The organism is Aliamphritea ceti (assembly GCF_024347215.1).
Classification (GTDB): Bacteria; Pseudomonadota; Gammaproteobacteria; order Pseudomonadales; family Balneatricaceae; genus Amphritea; species Amphritea ceti.
In genome coordinates this window covers 4,535,807-4,557,959 of record NZ_AP025282.1, presented here as the reverse complement: position 1 = coordinate 4,557,959, position 22,153 = coordinate 4,535,807, and the positions used below count along the sequence as shown (strand labels likewise).

General features: G+C 47.3%; 15 protein-coding genes and 1 pseudogene. 15 read left to right on the top strand and 1 reads right to left on the bottom strand.

Features of this window, described 5'->3' with window-relative positions; translation table 11 throughout:
• The 3 genes from OCU49_RS20600 (at window position 1) to OCU49_RS20590 (ending at window position 4,689) form a co-directional block, all read left to right on the top strand.
• Window positions 1–1,365 (top strand): sigma-54-dependent transcriptional regulator, encoded by a 1,365-nt coding sequence (locus OCU49_RS20600; protein WP_261842425.1) that lies wholly within the window; start codon window positions 1–3, stop codon window positions 1,363–1,365.
• A gap of 422 nt (window positions 1,366–1,787) precedes the next feature.
• Entirely contained in the window at window positions 1,788–3,740 is a 1,953-nt protein-coding gene (acs, locus tag OCU49_RS20595; RefSeq protein WP_261842424.1) for an acetate--CoA ligase, read from the top strand.
• 283 nt (window positions 3,741–4,023) lie between these two features.
• Window positions 4,024–4,689 (top strand): response regulator transcription factor, encoded by a 666-nt coding sequence (locus tag OCU49_RS20590; RefSeq protein WP_261842423.1) that lies wholly within the window; start codon window positions 4,024–4,026, stop codon window positions 4,687–4,689.
• A gap of 58 nt (window positions 4,690–4,747) precedes the next feature.
• Here OCU49_RS20590 and OCU49_RS20585 read toward each other — a convergent pair whose 3' ends face one another.
• The gene (locus OCU49_RS20585) at window positions 4,748–8,695 is read right to left on the bottom strand and encodes a NahK/ErcS family hybrid sensor histidine kinase/response regulator (protein WP_261842422.1); all 3,948 of its coding nucleotides are present in this window, start codon (window positions 8,693–8,695) and stop codon (window positions 4,748–4,750) included.
• 355 nt (window positions 8,696–9,050) lie between these two features.
• On the opposite strand from OCU49_RS20585, the gene OCU49_RS20580 reads away from it, so the two are divergent.
• From OCU49_RS20580 to OCU49_RS20525, 12 genes and pseudogenes are all read left to right on the top strand, one after another.
• Window positions 9,051–9,308, top strand: a complete 258-nt coding sequence (locus OCU49_RS20580; RefSeq protein ID WP_261842421.1) for a DUF4212 domain-containing protein — start codon at window positions 9,051–9,053, stop codon at window positions 9,306–9,308.
• 27 nt (window positions 9,309–9,335) lie between these two features.
• Window positions 9,336–11,144, top strand: coding sequence for a sodium:solute symporter family protein (locus OCU49_RS20575; RefSeq protein ID WP_261842420.1), 1,809 nt, complete (start codon window positions 9,336–9,338; stop codon window positions 11,142–11,144).
• 113 nt (window positions 11,145–11,257) lie between these two features.
• Window positions 11,258–13,072: a DUF294 nucleotidyltransferase-like domain-containing protein gene (locus OCU49_RS20570; RefSeq protein WP_261842419.1), complete on the top strand. Its 1,815-nt coding sequence runs from the start codon at window positions 11,258–11,260 to the stop codon at window positions 13,070–13,072.
• Window positions 13,073–13,088: 16 nt separating this feature from the next.
• Window positions 13,089–13,712, top strand: coding sequence for a 3'-5' exonuclease (locus OCU49_RS20565; RefSeq protein ID WP_261842418.1), 624 nt, complete (start codon window positions 13,089–13,091; stop codon window positions 13,710–13,712).
• A gap of 183 nt (window positions 13,713–13,895) precedes the next feature.
• Window positions 13,896–14,240, top strand: coding sequence for a flagellar hook-basal body complex protein FliE (gene fliE / locus OCU49_RS20560; protein WP_261842417.1), 345 nt, complete (start codon window positions 13,896–13,898; stop codon window positions 14,238–14,240).
• Window positions 14,241–14,282: 42 nt separating this feature from the next.
• A complete protein-coding gene (gene fliF, locus OCU49_RS20555) occupies window positions 14,283–15,959 on the top strand; it encodes a flagellar basal-body MS-ring/collar protein FliF (RefSeq protein WP_261842416.1) in 1,677 nt (558 codons plus the stop codon).
• The gene (gene fliG / locus OCU49_RS20550; RefSeq protein WP_261842415.1) at window positions 15,952–16,974 is read left to right on the top strand and encodes a flagellar motor switch protein FliG; all 1,023 of its coding nucleotides are present in this window, start codon (window positions 15,952–15,954) and stop codon (window positions 16,972–16,974) included. The genes fliF and fliG overlap by 8 nt, the downstream gene beginning before the upstream one ends.
• A 3-nt stretch (window positions 16,975–16,977) precedes the next feature.
• Window positions 16,978–17,733 carry a flagellar assembly protein FliH gene (locus OCU49_RS20545; RefSeq protein WP_261842414.1) on the top strand — a complete coding sequence of 252 codons (756 nt, stop codon included), beginning with the start codon at window positions 16,978–16,980 and terminating at the stop codon, window positions 17,731–17,733.
• Window positions 17,726–19,101: pseudogene (gene fliI / locus OCU49_RS20540) on the top strand (flagellar protein export ATPase FliI). The gene OCU49_RS20545 and the pseudogene fliI overlap by 8 nt, the downstream one beginning before the upstream one ends.
• Window positions 19,101–19,541 (top strand): flagellar export protein FliJ, encoded by a 441-nt coding sequence (gene fliJ / locus OCU49_RS20535; RefSeq protein WP_261842413.1) that lies wholly within the window; start codon window positions 19,101–19,103, stop codon window positions 19,539–19,541. The pseudogene fliI and the gene fliJ overlap by 1 nt, the downstream one beginning before the upstream one ends.
• Before the next feature lie 110 nt (window positions 19,542–19,651).
• The gene (locus OCU49_RS20530) at window positions 19,652–21,463 is read left to right on the top strand and encodes a flagellar hook-length control protein FliK (RefSeq protein WP_261842412.1); all 1,812 of its coding nucleotides are present in this window, start codon (window positions 19,652–19,654) and stop codon (window positions 21,461–21,463) included.
• Window positions 21,464–21,628: 165 nt separating this feature from the next.
• Entirely contained in the window at window positions 21,629–22,150 is a 522-nt protein-coding gene (locus OCU49_RS20525) for a flagellar basal body-associated FliL family protein (protein WP_261842411.1), read from the top strand.
• The last annotated feature ends 3 nt before the right edge of the window (window positions 22,151–22,153 follow it).

The following is a 22,153-nucleotide window of genomic DNA, read 5'->3' as shown; positions in this document are numbered from 1 at the left end:
ATGGCAACGCAGATACTGGTAGTTGAAGATGATGCTAGCTTGAGAGAAGCCCTTGTAGATACTTTAGAGCTGGCAGATTTTAGTTGTCTTGAGGCTGAGTCCGGCGAAGATGCATTAACGCTTCTGGGTCAGCAGTCTGTTGATATGGTTGTCAGTGATGTAAACATGGGCGGCATGGACGGCCATGAATTACTGGAAAAAATTCAGCAGCAACATCCTTGTCTTCCTGTGATGCTGATTACGGCATATGGTCAGGTAAATAAAGCGGTAGATGCAATCCGTAGCGGCGCTGTCGATTATCTGATGAAACCGTTTGAACCGGATGCACTCATCGAGGTTGTTAAGCGTTATACAGGTACGCAGATTCGTAAGCAGGATAATCTTCAGCCAATTGCTGAAGAAAACTCCAGTAAACAACTGCTTCAGGTCGCTCGCCGTGTGGCTGAAACTGATTCAACCGTACTGATTACAGGCGAAAGCGGAACGGGTAAAGAGGTGTTGGCGCAATATATTCATAATCATTCGCCACGTGCGGATCAGCCTTTCATCGCCATTAACTGTGCAGCAATTCCGGAAAGTATGCTGGAAGCTACCTTGTTCGGTCATGAGAAAGGTGCGTTTACCGGTACTTATAGCAGTAATCCGGGTAAGTTCGAGCAAGCTAACGGCGGGACTATTTTGCTGGATGAAATATCCGAAATGGATTTGGGTCTGCAAGCTAAGCTTTTACGGGTGCTTCAGGAGCAGGAAGTTGAAAGAGTTGGCGGACGAAAAGTGATTAGCCTTGATGTTCGGATTCTGGCTACAACCAACCGCAAGTTAGAAGCCTATGTCGGTGAGAATAAATTCCGTGAAGATTTATATTATCGTCTGAATGTTTTTCCATTGCAGTGGCTACCTCTGCGAGAACGCCGGGCGGATATAGCGCCGTTGGCAAAACGCCTGCTTAGTAAGTACTCACTTAAAATGAATCGGACAGCGGTTTCTCTTGGGCCTGATGCGGAGCAGGCGCTGACTAACCATGACTGGCCGGGTAACGTTCGTGAGCTTGATAATGTGGTGCAACGGGCATTAATCCTACAGCAAGGGGCATTAATTAATGCCCGTGATTTACATATTCAGCCGACCAGTATACAGACAGCTGAGTTCGATCAGAATGTTGAGTTGTCATCCGGAAGTGACGCTAATCCGTTAGTTGCGGGTGTGCGCCAGCATGAATACCAGTTAATTATTGATACGCTTCGGGAGACCGGAGGTAGCCGTAAAGACGCTGCACAGCAATTAGGAATCAGCCCACGCACACTGCGTTATAAATTGGCGAAAATGCGTGAAGATGGTGTCGATCTTGATGCTATGCTTGGCTAGTTATTAGATGTTTGTTCTGCAAATGGCAACATTTGCAGAACCTGTAGCCTATTGTTCATATAGGGCTATAAAGATACGCTCGGCCTTCATGTATCTAAGACTAATGGCTTGCCTCGAATCGACCAATGTCTAATTTAGGCCACAGGTCAGTCTTTATACATTGATCAGACATCAGATTAACATTGAGAATTCCTGGCGATAGCATGTGAGGCAATGCCGCATAAAGCATGCAATTAGTAGAGTTTTTAATTAATTTGGAAACAGATTTTCGCGCCTCGCCAACTCCCGGCGTCTATATAATAAACCTACTGTTGGGAGCAAGTTGCGCAGGCAAACTCTGTATCCTGAGCATGGATGCATAGCTGTCAGTTATGCATTATCAGCTGATAACGAATATAAAATAACAAGTTAAGGGCATGATCATGAGCGACTCAAAGATGTATCCGGTCTCTGAAGCGATGGCCGCTTCTGCGCATATCGACAACGCAAAATATACAGCGATGTACGAACAATCCGTTAACGATCCTGATGCGTTCTGGGGTGAGCATGGCAAGCGTATCGATTGGTTTAAGCCTTATTCAAAAGTTAAGAATACGTCGTTCGATCCGCACAATGTAGATATCCGCTGGTTTGAAGACGGCACCCTGAATGCCGCGTATAACTGCTTAGACCGTCATTTGGAAACCCGTGGTGATCAGGTCGCAATTATCTGGGAAGGCGATGATCCGAGCGAGTCTGAAAACATTACTTACCGTGATCTGCATGAGCGTGTTAGCCGTTTTTCTAATGTTCTGAAAGCTCAGGGTGTTGAAAAGGGTGATGTTGTTACTTTATACATGCCAATGATTCCTGAAGCTGCAGTAGCAATGTTGGCCTGTGCCCGTGTCGGTGCTGTGCACTCTATAGTCTTTGGTGGATTTTCCCCTGAAGCACTGGCTGCCCGTATTGAAGGCGCTAATTCTAAAGTAGTTATTACTGCGAATTATTCGTTACGTGGTGGTAAAGCCGTTCCACTGAAAGCCAACGTTGATAAAGCGCTGGAAAACCCGGCTGCTGCCGCATGTATCAGCAGTGTTCTGGTTGTTAAGCGTGTTGATAAAGAAGTTGCCTGGGACGATAGTCGCGATAAATGGTATGAAGAATTAACAGCTGCTGCATCTGCTGAGTGCCCGGCGGAAGAAATGAATGCAGAAGATCCGCTGTTTATTCTGTATACCTCAGGTTCAACCGGCGCGCCTAAAGGTCTGAAACATACGACGGGCGGCTACATGGTCTATGCCTCCATGACCCATGAGTATGTATTCGATTATAAAGCGGGTGATATTTACTGGTGCACAGCGGATGTTGGTTGGGTAACAGGGCATAGCTATATTGTTTATGGTCCGCTGGCGAACGGCGCAACAACGCTTATGTTTGAAGGTGTTCCAAGCTATCCGGACAACAGTCGGTTTGGCCGGGTGATTGAAAAGCACAAAGTTAATCAGTTCTATACCGCACCTACTGCTATCCGTGCCCTGATGCAGCAGGGTGAAGATGTGTTAGGAGATGCTGATCTGTCTTCATTGCGGATTCTTGGTTCGGTTGGTGAACCAATCAATCCTGAGGCATGGGAGTGGTACCACCGGGTTGTAGGACAGGAAAAATGTCCAATTGTTGATACCTGGTGGCAGACTGAAACTGGCGGCGTAATGATTGTACCTTTACCTGGTGCGACAGCGGCGAAGCCTGGTTCAGCGACACGACCATTTTTCGGTGTTACGCCTGCGTTGCTGGATAATGAAGGCAATGAGCTGAGCGGCGCTGTTGATGGTAATCTGGTGTTAACGGATTCATGGCCGGCGCAGGCACGCTCAATCTGGGGTGATCACGAACGTTTCGTGCAGACGTATTTCTCTACTTTCAAAGGTATGTATACCACCGGTGACGGAGCCCGCCGTGACGAAGATGGTTATTACTGGATTACCGGCCGTGTAGATGACGTTATCAATGTATCCGGTCATCGTATGGGAACGGCTGAAGTTGAGTCCGCACTGGTAGCACATGCTGCTGTTGCTGAGGCTGCTGTTGTTGGTTATCCGCATCAGATAAAGGGGCAAGGCATCTATGTGTATGTGACTTTACAGTCTGGGTTTGAAGAATCTGATGAGCTGATGAAAGAGTTGCGTAACTGGGTGCGTGCGGAAATTGGCCCAATTGCATCACCGGATTTAATTCAGTTTGCGCCGGGTATGCCAAAAACCCGTTCCGGTAAGATCATGCGACGCATTCTGCGTAAGATTGCTGAAGATGATTTTGCTGCCTTGGGTGATACTTCAACACTGGCTGATCCATCGGTGGTCGACGATCTGATTGAACATCGTATGAACCGTAAGTAAGTGTTGAACAATGAACGCCCCGTCTTTGTACGGGGCGTTGTTGTTTATACTGGAAACAAATGTATGAAGGTTTAAATTTGGTAAATCTTCGACTTAAGTCTAAGGCTAACTTGTTGAGCTTAAACAATAAAATCCGCCAGAGCCTGCGGGTGAAGTTTGTTTAGCGGGTAGCCAGTGATAAGATGTTAGTTAAATAAGCAGTGTGAACAGGACTGAGTCCTGCCTTTGATAAAGGGTTTTCACTGCTATGCTAAGTAACATGACGCATATGGGGAGAGGTTGAATGCAGTTAGCGCAGAAAATTATCATTGCGGATGATCATCCGCTGTTTCGTGCCGCGCTTAAACAGGCGGTGACTCAAGCTGTTTCCGGCGTTGAAATTGTAGAAGCTGATTCGCTGGCGGCGGTTCAGGAGGCTGTGGATACGCACAGTGATGCTGATCTGGTTTTGTTGGATCTGCATATGCCTGGCACGAATGGTTTCACTGGTCTGGTGTTTTTACGTGGTCAGAACCCGGGTATTCCTGTTGTCGTAGTTTCCGGCAGTGAAGAGCCACAGGTAATGAAGCGTGCTATCGATTATGGCGCATCTGGCTTTATTCCTAAGTCTTCGCCTTTGGATATTATTGCTGAAGCTATTTCTAAAGTCTTGCAGGGTGAAGAATGGTTGCCGCAGGCGTTGGCAGATAATATGGACGATGTGCCAGCGGAAGATCAGGTGTTTGCCAATAATCTTGCTTCACTGACACCGCAGCAGTTCCGTGTATTAACAATGCTGACCGAAGGTTTACTGAATAAGCAGATTGCTTATGAGCTAAGTGTGTCTGAAGCGACAATTAAAGCCCATGTAACTGCTATTTTGCGTAAGTTAGGTGTGCACAGTCGTACTCAGGCAGTTATCGCAGCACAACGGTTAGGTGTAGAGCCACCGAAGACTGAACTCGCTTAGTACTGTTGTTATAACGCTAATATTGAAAAAGGGCCTGGAGGCCCTTTTTTTGTGCCGTTCAGGACGGTTCGGATTCCTGTTGCCGGCTGCTGGATATGAGTTTGTTGATCATGGCCCGCAATGCTGCCGGCTTAATTGGCTTATTCAGATGCTGAGCAGCAGACTGGCGGATTTCACTTTGTACTTCGTCTGTACGGTCTGCAGTAATAACTACTGCCGGAATTTTTACTGGCCAAAGACGGGAAAGGTCTTTAAGAGCCATAGTGCCGGTCAGGCTGTCATCCAGATGGTAGTCCATCAGGATAATATCCGGAGTAAAGTTTTGCTCTTCAATAAGCTTGATAGCATTGATGCTCGATGACGCGCATAAGGTGTTGCAGGACCACCCCTGAAGCAATGCAGTCATACCATCCAGGATGCTTGGTTCGTTATCCACAACTAAGATGTTGACGCCTTCAAGTCCTTTGCTGCGGGTCCAGCCACGGCTTTCCGGTTGTTGTTTAATCGCTTTGCTGGTGTCGCCAAGCGGTACGTTAACGCTGAATACTGTTCCGTTGCCTGGCCATGAGCGGACGCTGATCGGATGTTCAAGAATATGAGCGATACGTTCTGTTATAGCCAGGCCCAGGCCCAGGCCTTCTACCTTTGAATGTTTAGGATTATTGATACGACGGAACTCTTCGAAGACTTCACTGAGCTTGTCTTCCGGAATACCTACACCTGTATCCCACACTTCGATGCGAATGCTGTTCCCGGTATGGCGGCAGCCCAGCAAAATTTTGCCTTTCTGGGTGTAGCGTATAGCGTTGGAAATAAAGTTCTGCAGTACTCGTCGTAACAGCTGGGGGTCGGTATGAACAATCTGATGGCAGTTAACGAAACGGAATAGCAGGTCCTTTTCGTTAGCCAGTACAGTGAATTCGGTGTTTAGATTCTCAAACAGCGTTGTCAGGCTGAAATGGCTACGGTTTGGCACCAGAGCGCCAGCGTCCAGCTTGGATATGTCCAGAATAGCAGAAATTAGCGTCTCAGCAGCTTTCAGGGAGCCGTCAAGGTTGTCTATGAGCTGAGTGGTGGCTTCGCTGTGCTGTTGCTGTGCGAGAGCTGAGGTGAACAGGCGGGCAGCATTTAATGGCTGTAGCACGTCATGGCTGGCTGCAGCCAGAAAGCGGGTTTTGCCCAGATTGGCTGCATCAGCACTTGCCTTTGCCTGGCGCAGTTCATCCTCAATCAGTGCTCTTACGGTGTTTTCTTTACGTAACTCATTGTTTACTACTGACAGGGAGTAAGTTCGTTCCTGTACCCGTTGTTCCAGATTTTCGTTGGTTTCCTGTAAAGCCTGCTCAGCCAGGCGTCGCTCAGTAATGTCCTGATACAGAGTGAAATAGCCGGGGATTTCTCCCTGATAGCCAAAGTGTGGAATATAGGTGACTTCTGCGTAGCGTGGCGAGCCATCTTTGGTCGGTAGCTGGGTTTCAAAGCGTTGTCGTTCACCAGCAACAGCACTTTTAATATAAGGCAGGCGTTGTTGATATTCTTCTTTGCTGAGAACGCTGGTGCAGTGCATGCCGGCAATATTGTGGCGGTCAATACCGAAGGTTTGGGCGTAAGATTTATTCACGAACTGGTAGTACTGATCATTATTCAGGTATGCGATTAACACTGGCACATTGTCGGTATAAATACGGATGTTCTGCTCACTTTCGCGGAGCGCTTCCTGAACTTCTTTATGATCAGTAATATCCATATAGGTATTAACGAATCCGCCATTGGGCATGGTATTGCCGCGAATTTCCAGCACGGTATTGTTCTGGCGGTGGCGTTCATAAGACTGGTTTTCACCGGAGCGAATCGCATCCAGTCTGGCTTTAACTGATGCTTCGATATCACCGTTACCATATTCACCGTGACGGGCGTTATAACGAAAAATATCTTCAATTGGCCGGCCGACACAGACCAGTCCCTCGGGGTAGTTAAACATCTCAATATAGCGACGGTTCCAGGCAACGATACGCATTTGCTGATCCACAACGCTGATCCCCATCGAAATATTTTCGATGGTGGATTGTAGTAAGGAGCGGTTAAAGCGTAGTGCCTGTGAAGCCTCATCCACGATAGTCACAATATCGCCGATCTGCATGTCTTTGCCACGCAGGGTTGAAGCCAGCACTATACGTGCGGAAGACGCACCGATAGCGCCTGCGAGTAAGCGTTCAGTAAACTGGATTAGCTCGTGACTGGCTTTTTCGCCGGCCAGTGGTGGTGTCTGGCTGAACTTCAGGGCAAAGTCGGTGAAGGCGTGTTGTGCCCGGTTAGTGCCTAAGAAGCGTTCAGCCAGGGTTTGCAGGTCGCCAACGGTTGCATGGGTGTTGGTGGTGCGTTGAGGCTCGTTCAGGTCCTTATTATATGCATCAACAAATGCGCTGGCTTGAATCCGGTCAACCAGTCGTTGCGAGGTATAGTGGGAGACACCGAAATATAACAAGGTATTAACACCGACGCTCCACAGAGTGCCGTGAGTCAGAATGTCCAGTCCTGTAATACCGAACAGTGCCATGGGTTTAAGGCTTTCATAGCCGAACAAACCGTTTTCAATGATATTGTTGTCGAGTAAGCCAACGCTGGCCAACGTTGGTAAAACCAGGGTGTAGATCCAGAGAATGAAGCCAGCGCTTAATCCGGCGAGTACGCCGTAGCGGGAGCCATTCTTCCAGTATATACCACCGATAATGCCGGGGATTAACTGAGCTGCAGCCGCAAACGCCAGTAAACCGAAAGACGCCAGAGACGTCTGGTCGCCGAGAATACGGTAATAGAAGTAAGCCATTAGCATCAGGCAGACGATAGTGATGCGTCGTACCCGCAGAAGCAGTGCCCCAAGGTCTCTATTGTCAGACAGATGTAACCAGGAAATACGTAACAGTAATGGCATGATTATGTCGTTGCACACCATGGTTGCCAGTGTGATAGAAGCAACAATTACCATGCTGGTGGCTGCTGATAAACCACCAATAAACGCGAAGACAGCCAGGTTCTCGTGGCCAAAACGTAATGGTAGTAAGAGTACGTAAGTATCTGCGTTGGTAGTGCTAGGGTTAAAAACGCTCATGCCTGCTGTGGCAATTGGTAAAACAAATAGAGCTAACAACACCATGTAGAGAGGGAATAGCCAGCGGGCGGTTTTCAGGTTATCCAGCTGGGTGTTTTCCACAATGGTTACATGGAACTGACGTGGCAGACAGATGATTGCTGCGCAGGCCAGTAATACTTCAATGATAAAGCCGTTACTCAGCGGTCCGCGGAAGTTTACGTTGTAACTAAGCTGATGACTGATGTTAAAGATCAGATCATCTACCCCTTCAAAAATTTCAAATGCCGCAAACAGGCCGACCATTATGAAAGCGGTTAGTTTGATGATGGATTCAAATGCTACCGCTAATACCATGCCTTCGTGGTGTTCGGTTGCGTCTATATGCCTGGTACCGAAGAGAATGGCAAAAACCGCCATCAGCAAGGCTACAAATAAGGCTGTATCGCTGCCTTTACTAAGACCGTCTGCAATATTTGGTGTCAGCGCATCGAAGCTGATGGCCACAGCTTTTAGCTGCATCGCTATATATGGAATGGTGCCAAATACTGCGATGACAGTTACCAGAATTGCCAGTGACTGACTTTTACCGTAGCGGGATGAGATGAAATCGGCAATGGAGGTGGTGTTTTGTTGCTTACCGACAAGAATGATTTTTTCGATGATCCGCCAGGCAAATATAAATACCAGTACAGGGCCTAAATATGTCGCAAGGAACTCCCAGCCACTGGTAGTTGCGCGACCAACTGCGCCATAGAAAGTCCAGGAGGAGCAATATATGGCCAGAGATAAAGAATAGATAACCGGATTGCTGGCGTAAGAACGTCCTTTACGGCTGCGGTCACCAAAATACGCGATGGCAAAAAGCAGGCATACATAGGCCAGTGAAATGAAAATAATTGATGCGCCAGAGAGCATGTTTTCCGGTTCCTGTACTGTGGAGGAAATACTGCCTGCTGCCGGTAAACTTTTGGCGCCTGCAAATCATTCACAGCGAGTTTTATTGCATGTCAGAGTTTCATTTAAACACAGTCTGGCAGTAAAAATGCAGTAAAAAAGCACCGTGCAGAATTATACCTTTGTCTACAGGCAGCTTTGCGCTGCACTGCAAAACATTCATCTGAATCCCTTGTTGTTACTGGCTTGTAGCGAAACCGGTGGGTGCTCAAAAAACAGCCTGATACTAAAGTCGGGGCTTTCTAAGCGGAGGCACTTTGTTAGCGTTATATGACGAAATTCTATTAACCCAATAACAAAAATAAGGATGGTGCCAATGTCTTCGTCTGAGAACGCTCAGGCCTATTGGTCTGAAAATCTGCGCATTATCATTACATACCTTTCTATATGGTTTGTAGTCTCATATGTGTGCGGTATCTTGCTGGTGGAACAACTCAATGTAATTCCGTTCTTCGGCTTCCCATTAGGATTCTGGATTGATCAGCAGGGTTCTATCTTCGTCTACGTTGGTCTGATTTGGGCCTACGCATTCAGCATGAATAAGCTGGATGAGAAATACGACGTTCACGAATAACAATAACAAGAATCTGAGGACGGTATTATGAGTCTTGATGTACTGACGTACCTGTTTATAGGCGGCTCGTTTGCGCTCTATATCGGTATTGCAATCTGGGCCCGTGCAGGGTCAACAAAAGAATTCTACGTAGCCGGTGGTGGTGTACATCCAGTGGCAAACGGTATGGCAACCGCAGCAGACTGGATGTCTGCGGCTTCCTTCATCTCTCTGGCGGGCCTTGTGTCTTTCATTGGTCGTGATGGTGCTGCATATCTAATGGGCTGGACTGGCGGCTATGTGCTATTGGCAATGCTTCTGGCACCTTATTTACGTAAATTTGGTAAGTTTACTGTCCCTGACTTTGTCGGCGATCGTTACTACTCTAATTTTGCGCGTATTGTTGCGGTTATTTGTACAATCGTAATTTCCTTCACTTACGTAGCTGGTCAGATGCGTGGTGTGGGTATCGTATTCTCTCGTTACTTGCATGTTGATATTAACACGGGTGTGTTTATCGGCATGGCAATCGTATTCTTCTACGCCGTTCTTGGCGGCATGAAAGGTATTACTTACACTCAGGTTGCACAGTATTGTGTACTGATTCTGGCTTTCACTGTGCCAGCATTCTTCCTGTCATTACAAATTACCGGCCATATACTGCCGCAGATTGGTTTAGGTGCAACTCTGGACTCAGGTCTGTCGGTCCTGGCAACCCTTGATCAGTTATCTACAGATCTTGGTTTTGCTGAATACACAGCAGGTAAGAAATCAACGATTGATATGTTCTGTTTAACAGCTGCTCTTATGGCAGGTACCGCAGGCTTACCGCATGTAATTGTTCGTTTCTTTACTGTACCTCGTGTAAAAGATGCACGTACTTCTGCAGGCTGGGCGCTGATCTTTATTGCTATTCTGTATACCTCTGTACCAGGTGTTGCTGGTTTTGGTCGTGTAAATCTGATTCAGACTATTAACGGTGCTGATAACGCAGGTACTGAATACGCGCAGATGCCTCAGTGGTTCAAAAACTGGGAAAATGCAGGTCTGCTTGGCTGGCATGACTATAACGGTGATGGCAAAGTTCAGTACGCTGCTGGCGCTGCTTTCAATGGTAAGAAAGGTAAGCCCGCCTTTGACGGTGAAAACCGCGGTGAATATGGCGAGCGTGCAGTTACTAATGCTGTTGAAAATCCAGTGGCTGTGAATGGCGCACCATATGCCAACGAAGTGTATGTTGACCGCGACATCATGGTTCTGGCAAACCCTGAGATTGCACAGCTACCTAACTGGGTTATTGCCTTGGTGGCGGCGGGTGCTGTAGCTGCGGCACTGTCTACAGCGGCCGGATTGCTGCTGGTAATCTCTACTGCGATATCTCATGACCTTATGAAGACCTGTATTAATCCGAATATTTCGGATAAGCAGGAGCTTATGTATGCGCGGATAGCTGCAGTGGTGGCTATTTGTATTGCCGGTTACTTTGGGATAAATCCGCCGGGATTTGTGGCACAGGTGGTTGCTCTCGCATTCGGCTTGGCTTCTTCCTCGGTATTCCCGGTAATCGTTATGGGTATCTTCAATAAGCGTATGAATAAGGAAGGTGCTATTGCAGGTATGATTGTAGGCTTGGGCTCGACAATAGCTTATATGGTTTACTTCACCTTCATGGGTGGTGCGAAAGAAGATCTGTTCCTGGGTATTTCTACTGGTGGCTTCGGCTTCGTGGGTATGCTTCTGAACTTTGCTGTTGCGTATGTTGTTTCTATGATGACGCCGCCTCCGCCAGTTGAAATTCAAAACATGGTTGAGAATATCCGTGTACCACGTGGTGCGGGTGCAGCTCACGCTCACTAATAGTTAGCCTCTCCTTTGGAGAGAAGTGATAAGGGCGCGCCCGCGAGAGCAGGCGTGCCCTTTTTTCTGTCCGGCAGGTTCCGCCGGTGTTTTAAATAATAAGGACCGTATTAATGCCTTCCTCTTTTAATATGACGAATATGCCGTTCAGCTTGCTTGATGAGCCTGAACAGACACTGCTGCGTAATAGTCTTGATATTGGTTATTACCAGCGAAATGAGACGATACTGGCGGCTGGTGATGTGCCTGAAGGGGTATACGTTATATTAAAAGGTGTTGTCAGTGAGAATGATGTCGGAGGCAGTGATGTTGACCATGTCTTCGTGCACTACACCGCAGAAGATTACTTTGGTGGCTGGTCTGCCATAAAAGGACGCGCGATTCATAACTTCATCGCGGAAGAAGAAACTATTTGCCATATTTTACCGACCAAAGCCCTCTTGGACCTGTGTGCTGTAAATAGCCGGTTTGCGGATTATTTTCAGCAGAGTTTATCTGCGAAAACTGAGATTCGCTCTGAGTTGGGTGGCGATCAGGATATGGCTGAATTCATGCTTGCGCAGATAAAAGATGGCGCCATCCGTGAGCCGCTTATTATTCAGCAGGGAGACAGTATCGAAACGGCTACCCGGTTAATGCGCCAGCAGCGGGCTGATTGCATGTTGGTTAAGAGAGGTAATCGTTACGGTATGGTCACTGGAACTGATTTACTGGACGCCATCGTTATTGATGGGTTTCCTTTAGATACAGATGTGGCCGAGATTGCCAGTTACCGCCTTATAACCACTGCTTCGGATGATTATTTATTTAATGCTCTGATTACTATGACACAGCAACATATCGAGCGGGTTGTGGTAATGGATGATCAGCAATTACTTGGGGTTGTAGAGCTCACTGATGTGCTCAGTTACTTCTCCAGTCATTCTCATGTTATTGGTTTGCGAATTGAGCGTGCAGATAATATTGCTGCTCTGCGAGAGGCTGCTGAAGGCTTAAGTGATCTGGTTCGTGCAGTGGTTGGTCAGGGTGTAAAAGCGCGTTTTGTAATGGATCTGATTGCGGCAATGAACGGACGGATTATTGCTAAGTTGTTTGATCTGATTGTTCCGCTGGATATGCAGCCTCATGTTTGCCTGGTGGTAATGGGAAGTGAGGGACGAGGCGAGCAAATAATGAAAACGGATCAGGATAACGGCCTGATTTATCGGGACGGTTTAATCTGGCCAGACATGTATAAAACTATGCGCCATTTTACTGACACTCTTATTTCATTTGGCTTTCCTGAGTGTCCGGGCAATATCATGGTATCGAATCCGGCCTGGGTTAAGTCAATTGGAGACTGGACTCAGCAGCTAAGTGACTGGTCACAAAACTGTGATGGGCTGGCGCAAATGAATCTGGCAATCGCAGTCGATGCTCACCCTGTAGCGGGAAATCATGCACTGTTTAAGACTTCACGAAACTGGTTTATGCGACACCTGCAGAGTAATAAAGTGTTTTTTGCTCACTTTGCAAAAGTAGCGTTGGAGTTTGATACCCCGTTGAGTTTTTTTGGAAGCCTTAAAGAGAAAGGTCAGCTGGATGTGAAGAAAGGGGGGATCTTCCCGATTGTTCACGGTATTCGAACCCTGGCACTGGAATATCGGATTCTTGAAACCAATACTTTTAAGCGAATAGAGGCGTTAGTAAAGTTAGGGCAAATTAAAGAAAAACATGGTCGTGAGCTTTGTGAGGCGCTGTCGTTGTTTATTCAGGTAAGGCTGGGGCAACAAGTTGTCCGCACGGAATCAGGTAATGTAGATCAAACGCCCAATACCGTTGATCTTGCGTTATTGGATAAAATGGAACGTGATATGTTGCGTGATGCTTTACATATAGTGAAGGGTTTTAAGAAGCATCTTGCGTTGCGTTATCATCTGGCAGGTTAATCTGGAGGCAATCAGGATGATTATTCCCCGCACCATCAGGCAGTTTAAAGAACGGATAGATCATAAGGCCGGGCCTCATGGAGAGCTGTTCGCACCTTATGAGGGAGATGAAGTGGTATCGCTGGATTGTGAAACCACTAGCCTTAATGTCAAAGAAGGAGAGATTCTTTCTATCGGTGCTGTAAAGATCAAAGGTCAAAAAGTTGTCACCAGTGAAAGGCTGGATATTAAACTTAAACCGCCAAAAAGCCTTACCGGAGATTCGATAAAAATTCATAAGATACGAGCTGCAGATCTGGTTGATGGTGTGGAGATGGATGAGGCGTTGGAGCAGGTGCTGGCGTTTGTAGGCAATCGTCCCGTACTGGGTTATTACGTCAATTATGATATTCGTATGTTAGATAAATTCTTGCGGCCCCGTTATGGCTTTGGGTTGCCGGGAAAGGCAATTGAGTTGTCGCATGTATATCATGACATTCTTAAGTGGAAGAGTATTGGCGGCAATGTTGATCTCAGGTTCGATACAATTTCTAAGAATCTTGATATTCCGATACTTGAGCGGCATACCGCGTTAGGAGATGCCATTACGGTGGCGTTGATGTATGTGCGTCTGAAATACGGAGAAGCTCCGAGGGTGTAATTTGTTATATCTATCTGTCAAAAAATGAACGGGCTTAATGGCCCGTTTTTTGCTTTTAAGTGTATGTGTATAGTTTTTTGACGTTATTGAATGACGTTTTTTTGGCGAATATGGAAGATTATTACTTGAATAGACCTAGTCTACGCATATAATGTCAATATATTGCCGATTTCTGAGGTGGGTATGATCGAAAGAGCTGACATAAATTCTGTTTTAGAACAGATGCGCGCGATGAAGTCCCAGGCGCAACAAGGTATGCAGCAGGCTCCAATGGCGATGCCGGTTGCTGGTGTCACTGATGATGCACCAGGTTTTGGCGAAATGCTGAAAGGGGCTGTGGATAAAGTGAATGGCATGCAGAAAGAAGCCAAAGCTCTGTCTACGTCTTTTGAGCGGGGAGACCCGGGTGTTGATTTGCATCAGGTGATGATCAGCATGGAAAAAGCATCTGTTTCATTTCAGGCGATGACGCAGGTTCGAAACCGGATGGTGTCGGCCTATGAAGATGTTATGAAGATGCCAATTTAATGGCACTTTTTAAATTAACGGTTGTGTAAGGCACTCAACTAAATGGAAAACGCATCTATGGCAGCGGGTGGCAGCAAAGGGGTTACCTTTGGTTACAATCGTTTAAGCTTAGTTCGTCAGCTCGGGCTGATGATTGGCTTGGCGGCTACTATCGCTATCGGTTTTGCTGTGGTGCTGTGGTCTCAGGAACCTGATTACCGGGTTCTGTATAATAATGTTGCCTATGCTGATGCGAATGAAATCGTTGATCAACTACAGTTATTCGGTATCCCTTATAAGTTTGATTCATCAGGTCGTTCGATCCTGGTGCCTAATGAACAGTTACATAAAGCACGTTTGCGTCTCGCCTCTGAAGGTTTCAGTGGTGATAACACTGTTGGCTTCGAGTTGCTCGACAAAGAACAAGGGCTCGGCACCAGTCAGTTTATGGAAAACGCCCGCTATCGCCGTGGTCTTGAGGGGGAGCTAGCCCGTACGATCAGCAGTATGATTTCGGTACGCAAGGCGCGGGTTCATCTGGCGTTACCTAAGCAGTCTGTATTTGTTCGCGATCAGCGTAAGCCAACAGCCTCAGTGTTTCTTGAGTTGTTGGCAGGGCGTAAGTTAGACCGTGTGCAGGTTGAAGCTATAGCTAATCTGATTGCATCCAGTATTCCATCACTCTCCAGTGAAGATGTAACTGTTGTTGATCAGAAAGGGCGACTGCTGAATACACGTGATGCAGATGTTGATGTGGTGTTGGCGGCGAAGCAGCTGGAGTATACCCGTAAGATTGAAGAGACATTGCTAAACAGGGTAAACAGTATCTTACAGCCGGTTGTTGGATTAGGTAATTTTCGGGCAGAAGTCTCTGCTGATATCGACTTTACAGCTGTTGAGCAAACGGATGAGATTTTTAATCCGGACTTACCTTCTTTACGTAGTGAGCAAACCCTGGATGAGAATACAACTGGGAGCGATGAAGCACGGGGAATTCCTGGGGCATTATCTAACCAGCCTCCGGGAGAAACGACTGTCCCTGAAGTGGTTCTCGACGCTAATGGTGTGCCTATAGCAAAAAGTGAACCGCCACAAAGTGCCCGTTCACAGGCCACGCGTAACTATGAGCTAGATCGTTCGATAAGCTACACGCGACACCAGATGGGGCGTGTTAAGCGTCTGTCTGTTGCTGTAGTCGTTGATGATTTTCTTCCTGCGGGAGGAGCTGCTGGCGCTGGTAAGACTGCCTGGGCTCAGCAGGATCTGGATCGGCTGACGATTCTGGTTCGGGACTCCGTAGGGTTTTCTGCGTTACGTGGTGACAGTGTGAATGTCTTGAATTCACCTTTTGCTGCGCCGGAAGAGTTTGTTGATGAAGAAATTCCAATCTGGCAGCAGGAATGGGTGTGGGATATTGCCCGGAAGGCTGCTGCAGGTTTATTTGTTCTGTTGCTAGTGTTTGGTTTGTTGCGTCCAATTCTGAATCATCTGGCTGTTGCCAGTCAGAAAGAAAAAACAGATGAGAGCAGTCCTGAAGGTGAGATCTCTGCGCAATTAGAGTCATTGGAAATGGATGGTATGTCTGCTGATCAGGTGACTTTCAGTGGTATTGATAGTGCTTTGTCACCGACGCCTAATGAGACATACGAATATCAGTTAAATGCCATTCGCAGTATGATTGCTGAAGACCCTGCCAAAGTGGCGCAGGCGATTCGTCAGTGGGTAAACGAAGATGAGTGAGCCAAATCAAAGTACTGAGCCAGCTATTGAGTTGAATAAGCTGCAGAAAGCAGCGGTATTGCTTATCAGTATGGGGGAGGCTGATGCCGCAGAGATACTCAAGTATCTGGGGCAGAAAGAAGTTCAGCTGATCGGTTCTGCGATGAATGACCTGGATAATATTCCACAGTCAGCGGTAGAAGCGGTAATGGCAGACTTTATGGAAGCGATTAGTGACCAGACAAGCATTGGTATTAATAATGATATTTATATTAAAGAGATGCTTGGGCAGGCCTTAGGTTTAGAGAAAGCTCAGACGCTGATCGACCGGATTCTGATGAATACCAATACATCCGGTCTTGAAACATTGCGCTGGATGGACCCGCGTCAGGTTGCGGAAATAATTCGTTACGAACATCCTCAGATTCAGGCAGTGGTGTTGGCATATCTTTCTGCCGATCAGTCTGCGGCAGTGTTAGCAAGTTTTGATGATGTAGTGCGTCTGGATATCCTGATGCGTATTACCGCGTTGGATCAGATTCAGCCATCTGCGCTGCAAGAATTGAATGATATTCTGGAAGCGCAGTTTGCCGGTGCATCCAGTCAGACAGCATCTCTGGGTGGCCTGAAAACAACCGCAGAGATTATGAACTTCATTGACAGTTCTCTTGAGCAAGACATTATGGAGAAAATCAAAGAAGTTGATGAAAGTCTCAGCGACCAGATTTCCGATCTTATGTTTGTATTCGATAATCTGATTGATATTGAAGATCGTGGTATTCAGGCTATTCTTCGTGAAGTAAATACCGATGTACTGGTGGTTGCGCTTAAAGGTGCTGATACCAGTTTGCAGGAAAAGATTTTCCGCAATATGTCTAAACGTGCTGCTGACTTGCTGCGCGACGATCTGGAAGCGAAAGGTCCGGTACGTGTAAGTGAAGTGGAAGAAGCTCAGAAAGAGATTCTGGGTGTGGCACGTCGCCTCGCAGATGATGGTGAAATCATGCTGGGTGGCGGTGGCGAAGAGATGCTCTAACCGATGAAAGCTATTGATAGTTCTATGGTGCGTATTCGCGCCGATGAAGCAGTAATCACGCAGCCCTGGGAATTGCCAGTGGTGAAGAGCCATCATGTAGTGGCTTTGCATGAAATGCCTCAGGAGCCTGAGGTTGCCGTTGTTGAAGATGAAATTGTTGCTGAAAAGCTTACCTTATCTGAACTTGAGTCGATTCGAGAAAATGCTCGTCAGGAAGGTTACAAGGAAGGACTTAAGTCAGGCACTGAAGTTGGTCAGCAAGAGGGGCAACAAGCTGGTTATCAGGAAGGCTTAGCTGCCGGTAATAATGATATTGCTCAACAGGTGTCGAAGTTAGAAGCAATGTTTCTGCAGCTTGAGCAACCGTTGGAGCAAATCAATACTGACGTCGAAAAAATGTTGGTGGATATGGTGCTGGAGTTGAGCCGTGCAGTTGTTAATGCTGAACTAGAAACCAGCACAGAGGCGGTTAAACAAGCCGTTCAGGATGCAGTGTCGCAACTACCCAGAGAGAGTGGTACGGTTAATATATCTGTCAATCCTGAGCAGGTAGAGCTGCTTGAGCCTTTGCTGCAAAGTCATGATAACTGGCGGTTTTTGGCGGATGATTCGATTCAGGCTGGTGGTTGCAAGGTTAAGACCAGTAATGCATTGATCGAGCATACAGCTGAGGTACGTTTTCAGGCAGTTGCCAGCCAGTTACAGGCACATCTCATTGAGGTGGCACACCAGGGTGCGCCTGATTTAAATAATGAGTGATAATCGTCTTTTAACGCGTTTATCACGACTTCATAATGTGTCTTATGTCCCGCCCGTGCCTGTTTCTGAAGGCCACATAACCCGTTTGATTGGACTTACACTTGAGGCTGTCGGTATTAAAGCTTCAATGGGTGATTATTGTCTGGTTTATCCTGAAAAAGGTTTACCAACGGAGGCTGAGGTTGTTGGTTTTGCGGGCGATCGTATTTATTTGATGCCAATAGATGTTGTGGAAGGGCTTGCCCCTGGGGCTAAAGTTCTGCCAAAGCAGGGTGGTGGTGATGTAGAGGTTGGTTTTAGTCTGTTAGGCCGGGTTATTAATGGTATTGGTAAGCCGCTGGACGGGCGTGGGCCTTTGGGGTGTGATACCCGAGTGCCTTTGCATGGTCGTACTATTAATCCTCTGGCTCGCCAGCCAATTAATCAGACGCTTGATGTCGGTATTCGTTGTATGAATGCCCTGCTAAGCGTTGGCCGGGGGCAGCGTTTAGGTTTGTTTGCCGGCAGTGGTGTCGGTAAAAGTGTATTACTGGGGATGATGACCCGCTTTACTGAAGCAGAAATAGTTGTTGTTGGTTTGATCGGTGAGCGGGGGCGAGAGGTACGGGAGTTTATAGATCACAGTCTGGGCGCAGAGGGGATGGCTCGTTCCGTAGTGGTTGCCTCTCCCGCAGATGATTCTCCCTTGATGCGGTTACGTGCTGCGCAGCTGACTACCCGTATTGCTGAGTATTTTCGCGATCAGGGTAAAAATGTACTCTTACTGATGGATTCGCTAACCCGTTATGCACAAGCGCAGCGTGAGATTGCGCTGGCGGTAGGAGAGCCTCCGGCGACGAAAGGTTATCCGCCTTCAGTGTTTGCTAAACTGCCTAAGTTGGTTGAGCGCGCCGGTAATGGCGATCATGGTGGTGGTTCAGTAACTGCTTTCTATACTGTGTTAACGGAAGGCGATGATCAGCAGGATCCTATCGCTGATTCTGCCCGGGCAATTTTAGATGGCCATGTGGTGTTATCTCGTTCACTTGCTGAGCGTGGGCATTATCCTGCGATCGATGTTGAACAGTCTATTAGCAGGGCGATGCCGCAGATTGTGTCTCCCGAGCATTTGCAGGCGGCTATGGGCTTTAAGCAGATTTATGCCAAGTATCACAAAGTAGTGATTTAATCTCGGTGGGGGCTTATATGAGAGGGAGTGATCCTGAGACAGATTTCGCGATTGAGCGAATGCCGTTAATGCGTGAGTTTCTTCAGCAGGGATTAAAGGAGTCTTTTGACTTTAATACCAGTTTGCAAAGTATGGCTATGGTTTTGTCTCCGAATCCACAAGGCGGTGAAAGCACCGCTGCTTCAGTTAAGGCTCAGTGATGAAACGCTCAAAACGGTTGGCAATCGTATTGGAGCAGGCTGAGCGGAAGCGTAAGCAGGCTGATCAGTTGCTGGCTGATACTCAGGGGCGAATTCAGAAAGGAATTCAGACAATGCAGCAGTTGGAGCAGTATTATGCTGAATATGCCAATAATTTTTATGCAAATGGTGCTGCTGGTGTGAGTGTTCAGCAACTGGATACCCATCAGGCGTTCATGCAAAAGCTGCGTACCGCGATCCAGCAACAACGTCAGGCGGTTGAGTCTGATCAGCAACATCTTGAGAAGGTCCGTGAGCACTGGAAGGCTGCTTATGGACATTTTAAAGCGATTGATTCGGTAATAGAAAAGGCGCGGGATGATGAGCGCCGGGCCGATGATAAAAAACAACAACAACAAATAGATGAGCGTTCTCAGCTCGTCCGTACTCCTTTCATTTAACGATAAATCAAACCTGATTTAGGCGTTTTTCCTTTTTTGGCATTAATCCTGCTTTAAATACTAATAAATAAACGTAATAAGCGTTTTGAGTGTTTAATTAGGGCTGCCATATGAATTCATCGCTTCCTGTTTCTATCAGTACCGGATCAATGCCAGATTTGGTTGGAGCCGGCGTCGCACCAGCAAATGCGGGGGCTGGTGGGGACTTTAATGCCATGATTTTACAAACCAGTCAGGCTCGGGCGAGTCAGTCTGCTGCCGTCAGCTCTCAGGGGCAAGTGCCGGCAGTAAGCGGAGAGAGTTTGCCGCCTGGGCATCAGCAGGCATCAATTGAACAGGAAAAATCCCCTCAGAGTGTTTCTGGCAAGCAAGAGAATATTGATGGTAGCGATGCGCTGAGCGAGTTGAAGAAGTTTCTGGAAGCAGACGTCACCGCTGAGTATTCATTGATTCAGGAAAAAAGCGCCGCTTCTACTCAGGCTGTTGCGACTAGTGCTTTGGTTGGGGCTCCAGTGTCTCAGGGTGCAGCTGTTTCTCAGGTGGCAACTGAGCCGCTAGTGGCAGAGATTGCACGGGTACCTGTTGATGAAGCGCCTTTAAGTAAAGCTGTACATGAATTGGTGGCTGCATCTGGTACGGAAAAAACGCCAGTAACATCTGATGCTGCCGGACAGCAACAAGTTGTTGCAGCCAAAGACGTTTCAGTGTCAGTTGCTGGTGAAAAAACTCAGCAGCAAGTAGCTCAGCAAACTGCAGTTGTTGAGGGTGCTCAGAATACAGCAGGTGTCCGGCAGCAGAATGAGGGGGTACTCACCCCGGTAGCGCCGATTACGCCAGTAGGCGATAGTCCTGATCAGGCTGAGCGCATTGTTGATCCGGCGCTGATTAATGCACAGGTTTCTGTTGCAGGTAGGAATGCCGTAACCGCAGCTGATCAACAGGTTACCGCATCCCCAAGTGATTCCTTAGCCACGGCTTTGCCACAAGCTACAGGTAATGTATCTGCAGAGTCATTACAGAATACTCAGGTAGTACAGCAGCAAGTTGCACAGCAATCAGTGGAGTCTCAGGCGGCAAAAGTGATGGCTCCGGGTGCTGAAAGCGTTGCTGTACAGGCAGCAGGTATTGCTAAGTCAGATGCTAAGCAGACAGTTAGTCCGTCTGTGAATGGTGTTGGGCAAAGTGCTGCTGAAGAAAATGGTTTACTGAAAGGGTTGGTTGCTGACAATAAAGCTGGAGACAATAAAGGCTCACCTGAAGGGCAAAAAACTTTCTTAGCTGGAGCTGCTGGATCAGATAGCTTGGCAAAGCTACAAAACTCAGCATTTCAGCTAAGTGAGCAACTGGCAAATCAGACAGCTAATAAAACATCAACAGCGGCTGTAAGTGCTGAAGCCAGGGGTGAGAGTTTTGCTGAGTCACTTACCAGTTCATTGGCTGCGACTGGTGCGGCACGCGCTGAAAAAGTGGGAGCAGAACCGCATCAGTTACAAATGCAGCAGGGCTTGAGGCCGGGTAATCCTGCCTGGGGGCAAGCTGTTAGTGATAGAGTTGTCTGGTTAGCATCGCAGAATGGTAAAGTGGCGGAAATTCGTCTTGATCCGCCAGAGCTTGGCAGCCTGAATGTGAAACTGGAAATTAAAAATGAACAGGTAAGTGTTGTTTTTAATACGCCGCATGCCAGTGTCAAAGAGTCCTTAGAGCAAAGTCTGCCACGTTTGAGGGAAATGTTTGCGGAGCAGGGCCTGGAATTGGCTGACTCTTCGGTAGAGGATCAGGGGTCAGGACAGCGGGAAAATGCTCAGGAGCGTGAAGCGGTCGCCAGTGCGGGATACGGTGCCGATGGTGAGGTAGACGGCGAGTCTGAAGTGCTCGTTAGTCAGGCAGAACAAAGCATTTCAATGGTTGACTATTATGCTTAAACGACAGTTTGAACTTCAGCTAGTGTAGAATTTTAAAAAATCCATCTCAGGAATATATTTCTTCTGCGCGGAATGCGGAATTTGGTGGCTTCCGCTGCTGAATCAGTATGTTATATTAAGCCCATTATTGTTAGGTAAATCGGCTGAATGCCGCTGGGAATTTTGATGGCTGAAGAAAATACTGAAGCAGATGGGGCCGGTGAAGGCAAAAAAGGCGGTAAGCTGAAGCTTATCCTGATTATTGTTGGCGCTATTTTAGTTGCTGCAGGCGGTGCTGTAGGCGGTTTGATGTTTTTGGGTGGGGATGATGAATCAGTTGAGACGGCTGAAGCAGCCCCTGCCGCGCCAAAACAGGCACAATATAGCAAGATTCGAATTCTTTCCGGGGATCCGTATTTTACTGTGACAATAAACAGTAATGACGGTAAAACCCATTACCTTCAGGTCTATGTAGAGACCAAAACACGTGATGATGAAGTCGTTGCTGCGCTGACAAAGCATATGCCGCGTATCGTCAATCGTCTTACCCGTCTGTTTAGTAACCAGTCTCTTTCAACGTTGCGTACTTTGCAGGGGAAACTTGATTTACAGGCTGCAGCAACACAGGAAATTCAGGCAGAAATGCAGGAGAAAATCGGTAAACCAGGCATTGAAAAAGTACTGTTTACCGGTTTTATCATGCAGTGAAGG

Bases quoted from the DNA above. Each gene is read 5' to 3' on its own strand.
- OCU49_RS20545 (WP_261842414.1), top strand. From the start codon at position 16,978: ATGAAAGCTATTGATAGTTCTATGGTGCGTATTCGCGCCGATGAAGCA.
- OCU49_RS20600 (WP_261842425.1), top strand. From the start codon at position 1: ATGGCAACGCAGATACTGGTAGTTGAAGATGATGCTAGCTTGAGAGAA.
- OCU49_RS20585 (WP_261842422.1), bottom strand. From the start codon at position 8,695: ATGCTCTCTGGCGCATCAATTATTTTCATTTCACTGGCCTATGTATGC.
- OCU49_RS20580 (WP_261842421.1), top strand. From the start codon at position 9,051: ATGTCTTCGTCTGAGAACGCTCAGGCCTATTGGTCTGAAAATCTGCGC.
- OCU49_RS20525 (WP_261842411.1), top strand. From the start codon at position 21,629: ATGGCTGAAGAAAATACTGAAGCAGATGGGGCCGGTGAAGGCAAAAAA.
- fliF (WP_261842416.1), top strand. From the start codon at position 14,283: ATGGAAAACGCATCTATGGCAGCGGGTGGCAGCAAAGGGGTTACCTTT.
- OCU49_RS20590 (WP_261842423.1), top strand. From the start codon at position 4,024: ATGCAGTTAGCGCAGAAAATTATCATTGCGGATGATCATCCGCTGTTT.
- OCU49_RS20570 (WP_261842419.1), top strand. From the start codon at position 11,258: ATGCCTTCCTCTTTTAATATGACGAATATGCCGTTCAGCTTGCTTGAT.
- fliE (WP_261842417.1), top strand. From the start codon at position 13,896: ATGATCGAAAGAGCTGACATAAATTCTGTTTTAGAACAGATGCGCGCG.
- acs (WP_261842424.1), top strand. From the start codon at position 1,788: ATGAGCGACTCAAAGATGTATCCGGTCTCTGAAGCGATGGCCGCTTCT.
- OCU49_RS20530 (WP_261842412.1), top strand. From the start codon at position 19,652: ATGAATTCATCGCTTCCTGTTTCTATCAGTACCGGATCAATGCCAGAT.
- fliJ (WP_261842413.1), top strand. From the start codon at position 19,101: ATGAAACGCTCAAAACGGTTGGCAATCGTATTGGAGCAGGCTGAGCGG.
- OCU49_RS20575 (WP_261842420.1), top strand. From the start codon at position 9,336: ATGAGTCTTGATGTACTGACGTACCTGTTTATAGGCGGCTCGTTTGCG.
- fliG (WP_261842415.1), top strand. From the start codon at position 15,952: ATGAGTGAGCCAAATCAAAGTACTGAGCCAGCTATTGAGTTGAATAAG.
- OCU49_RS20565 (WP_261842418.1), top strand. From the start codon at position 13,089: ATGATTATTCCCCGCACCATCAGGCAGTTTAAAGAACGGATAGATCAT.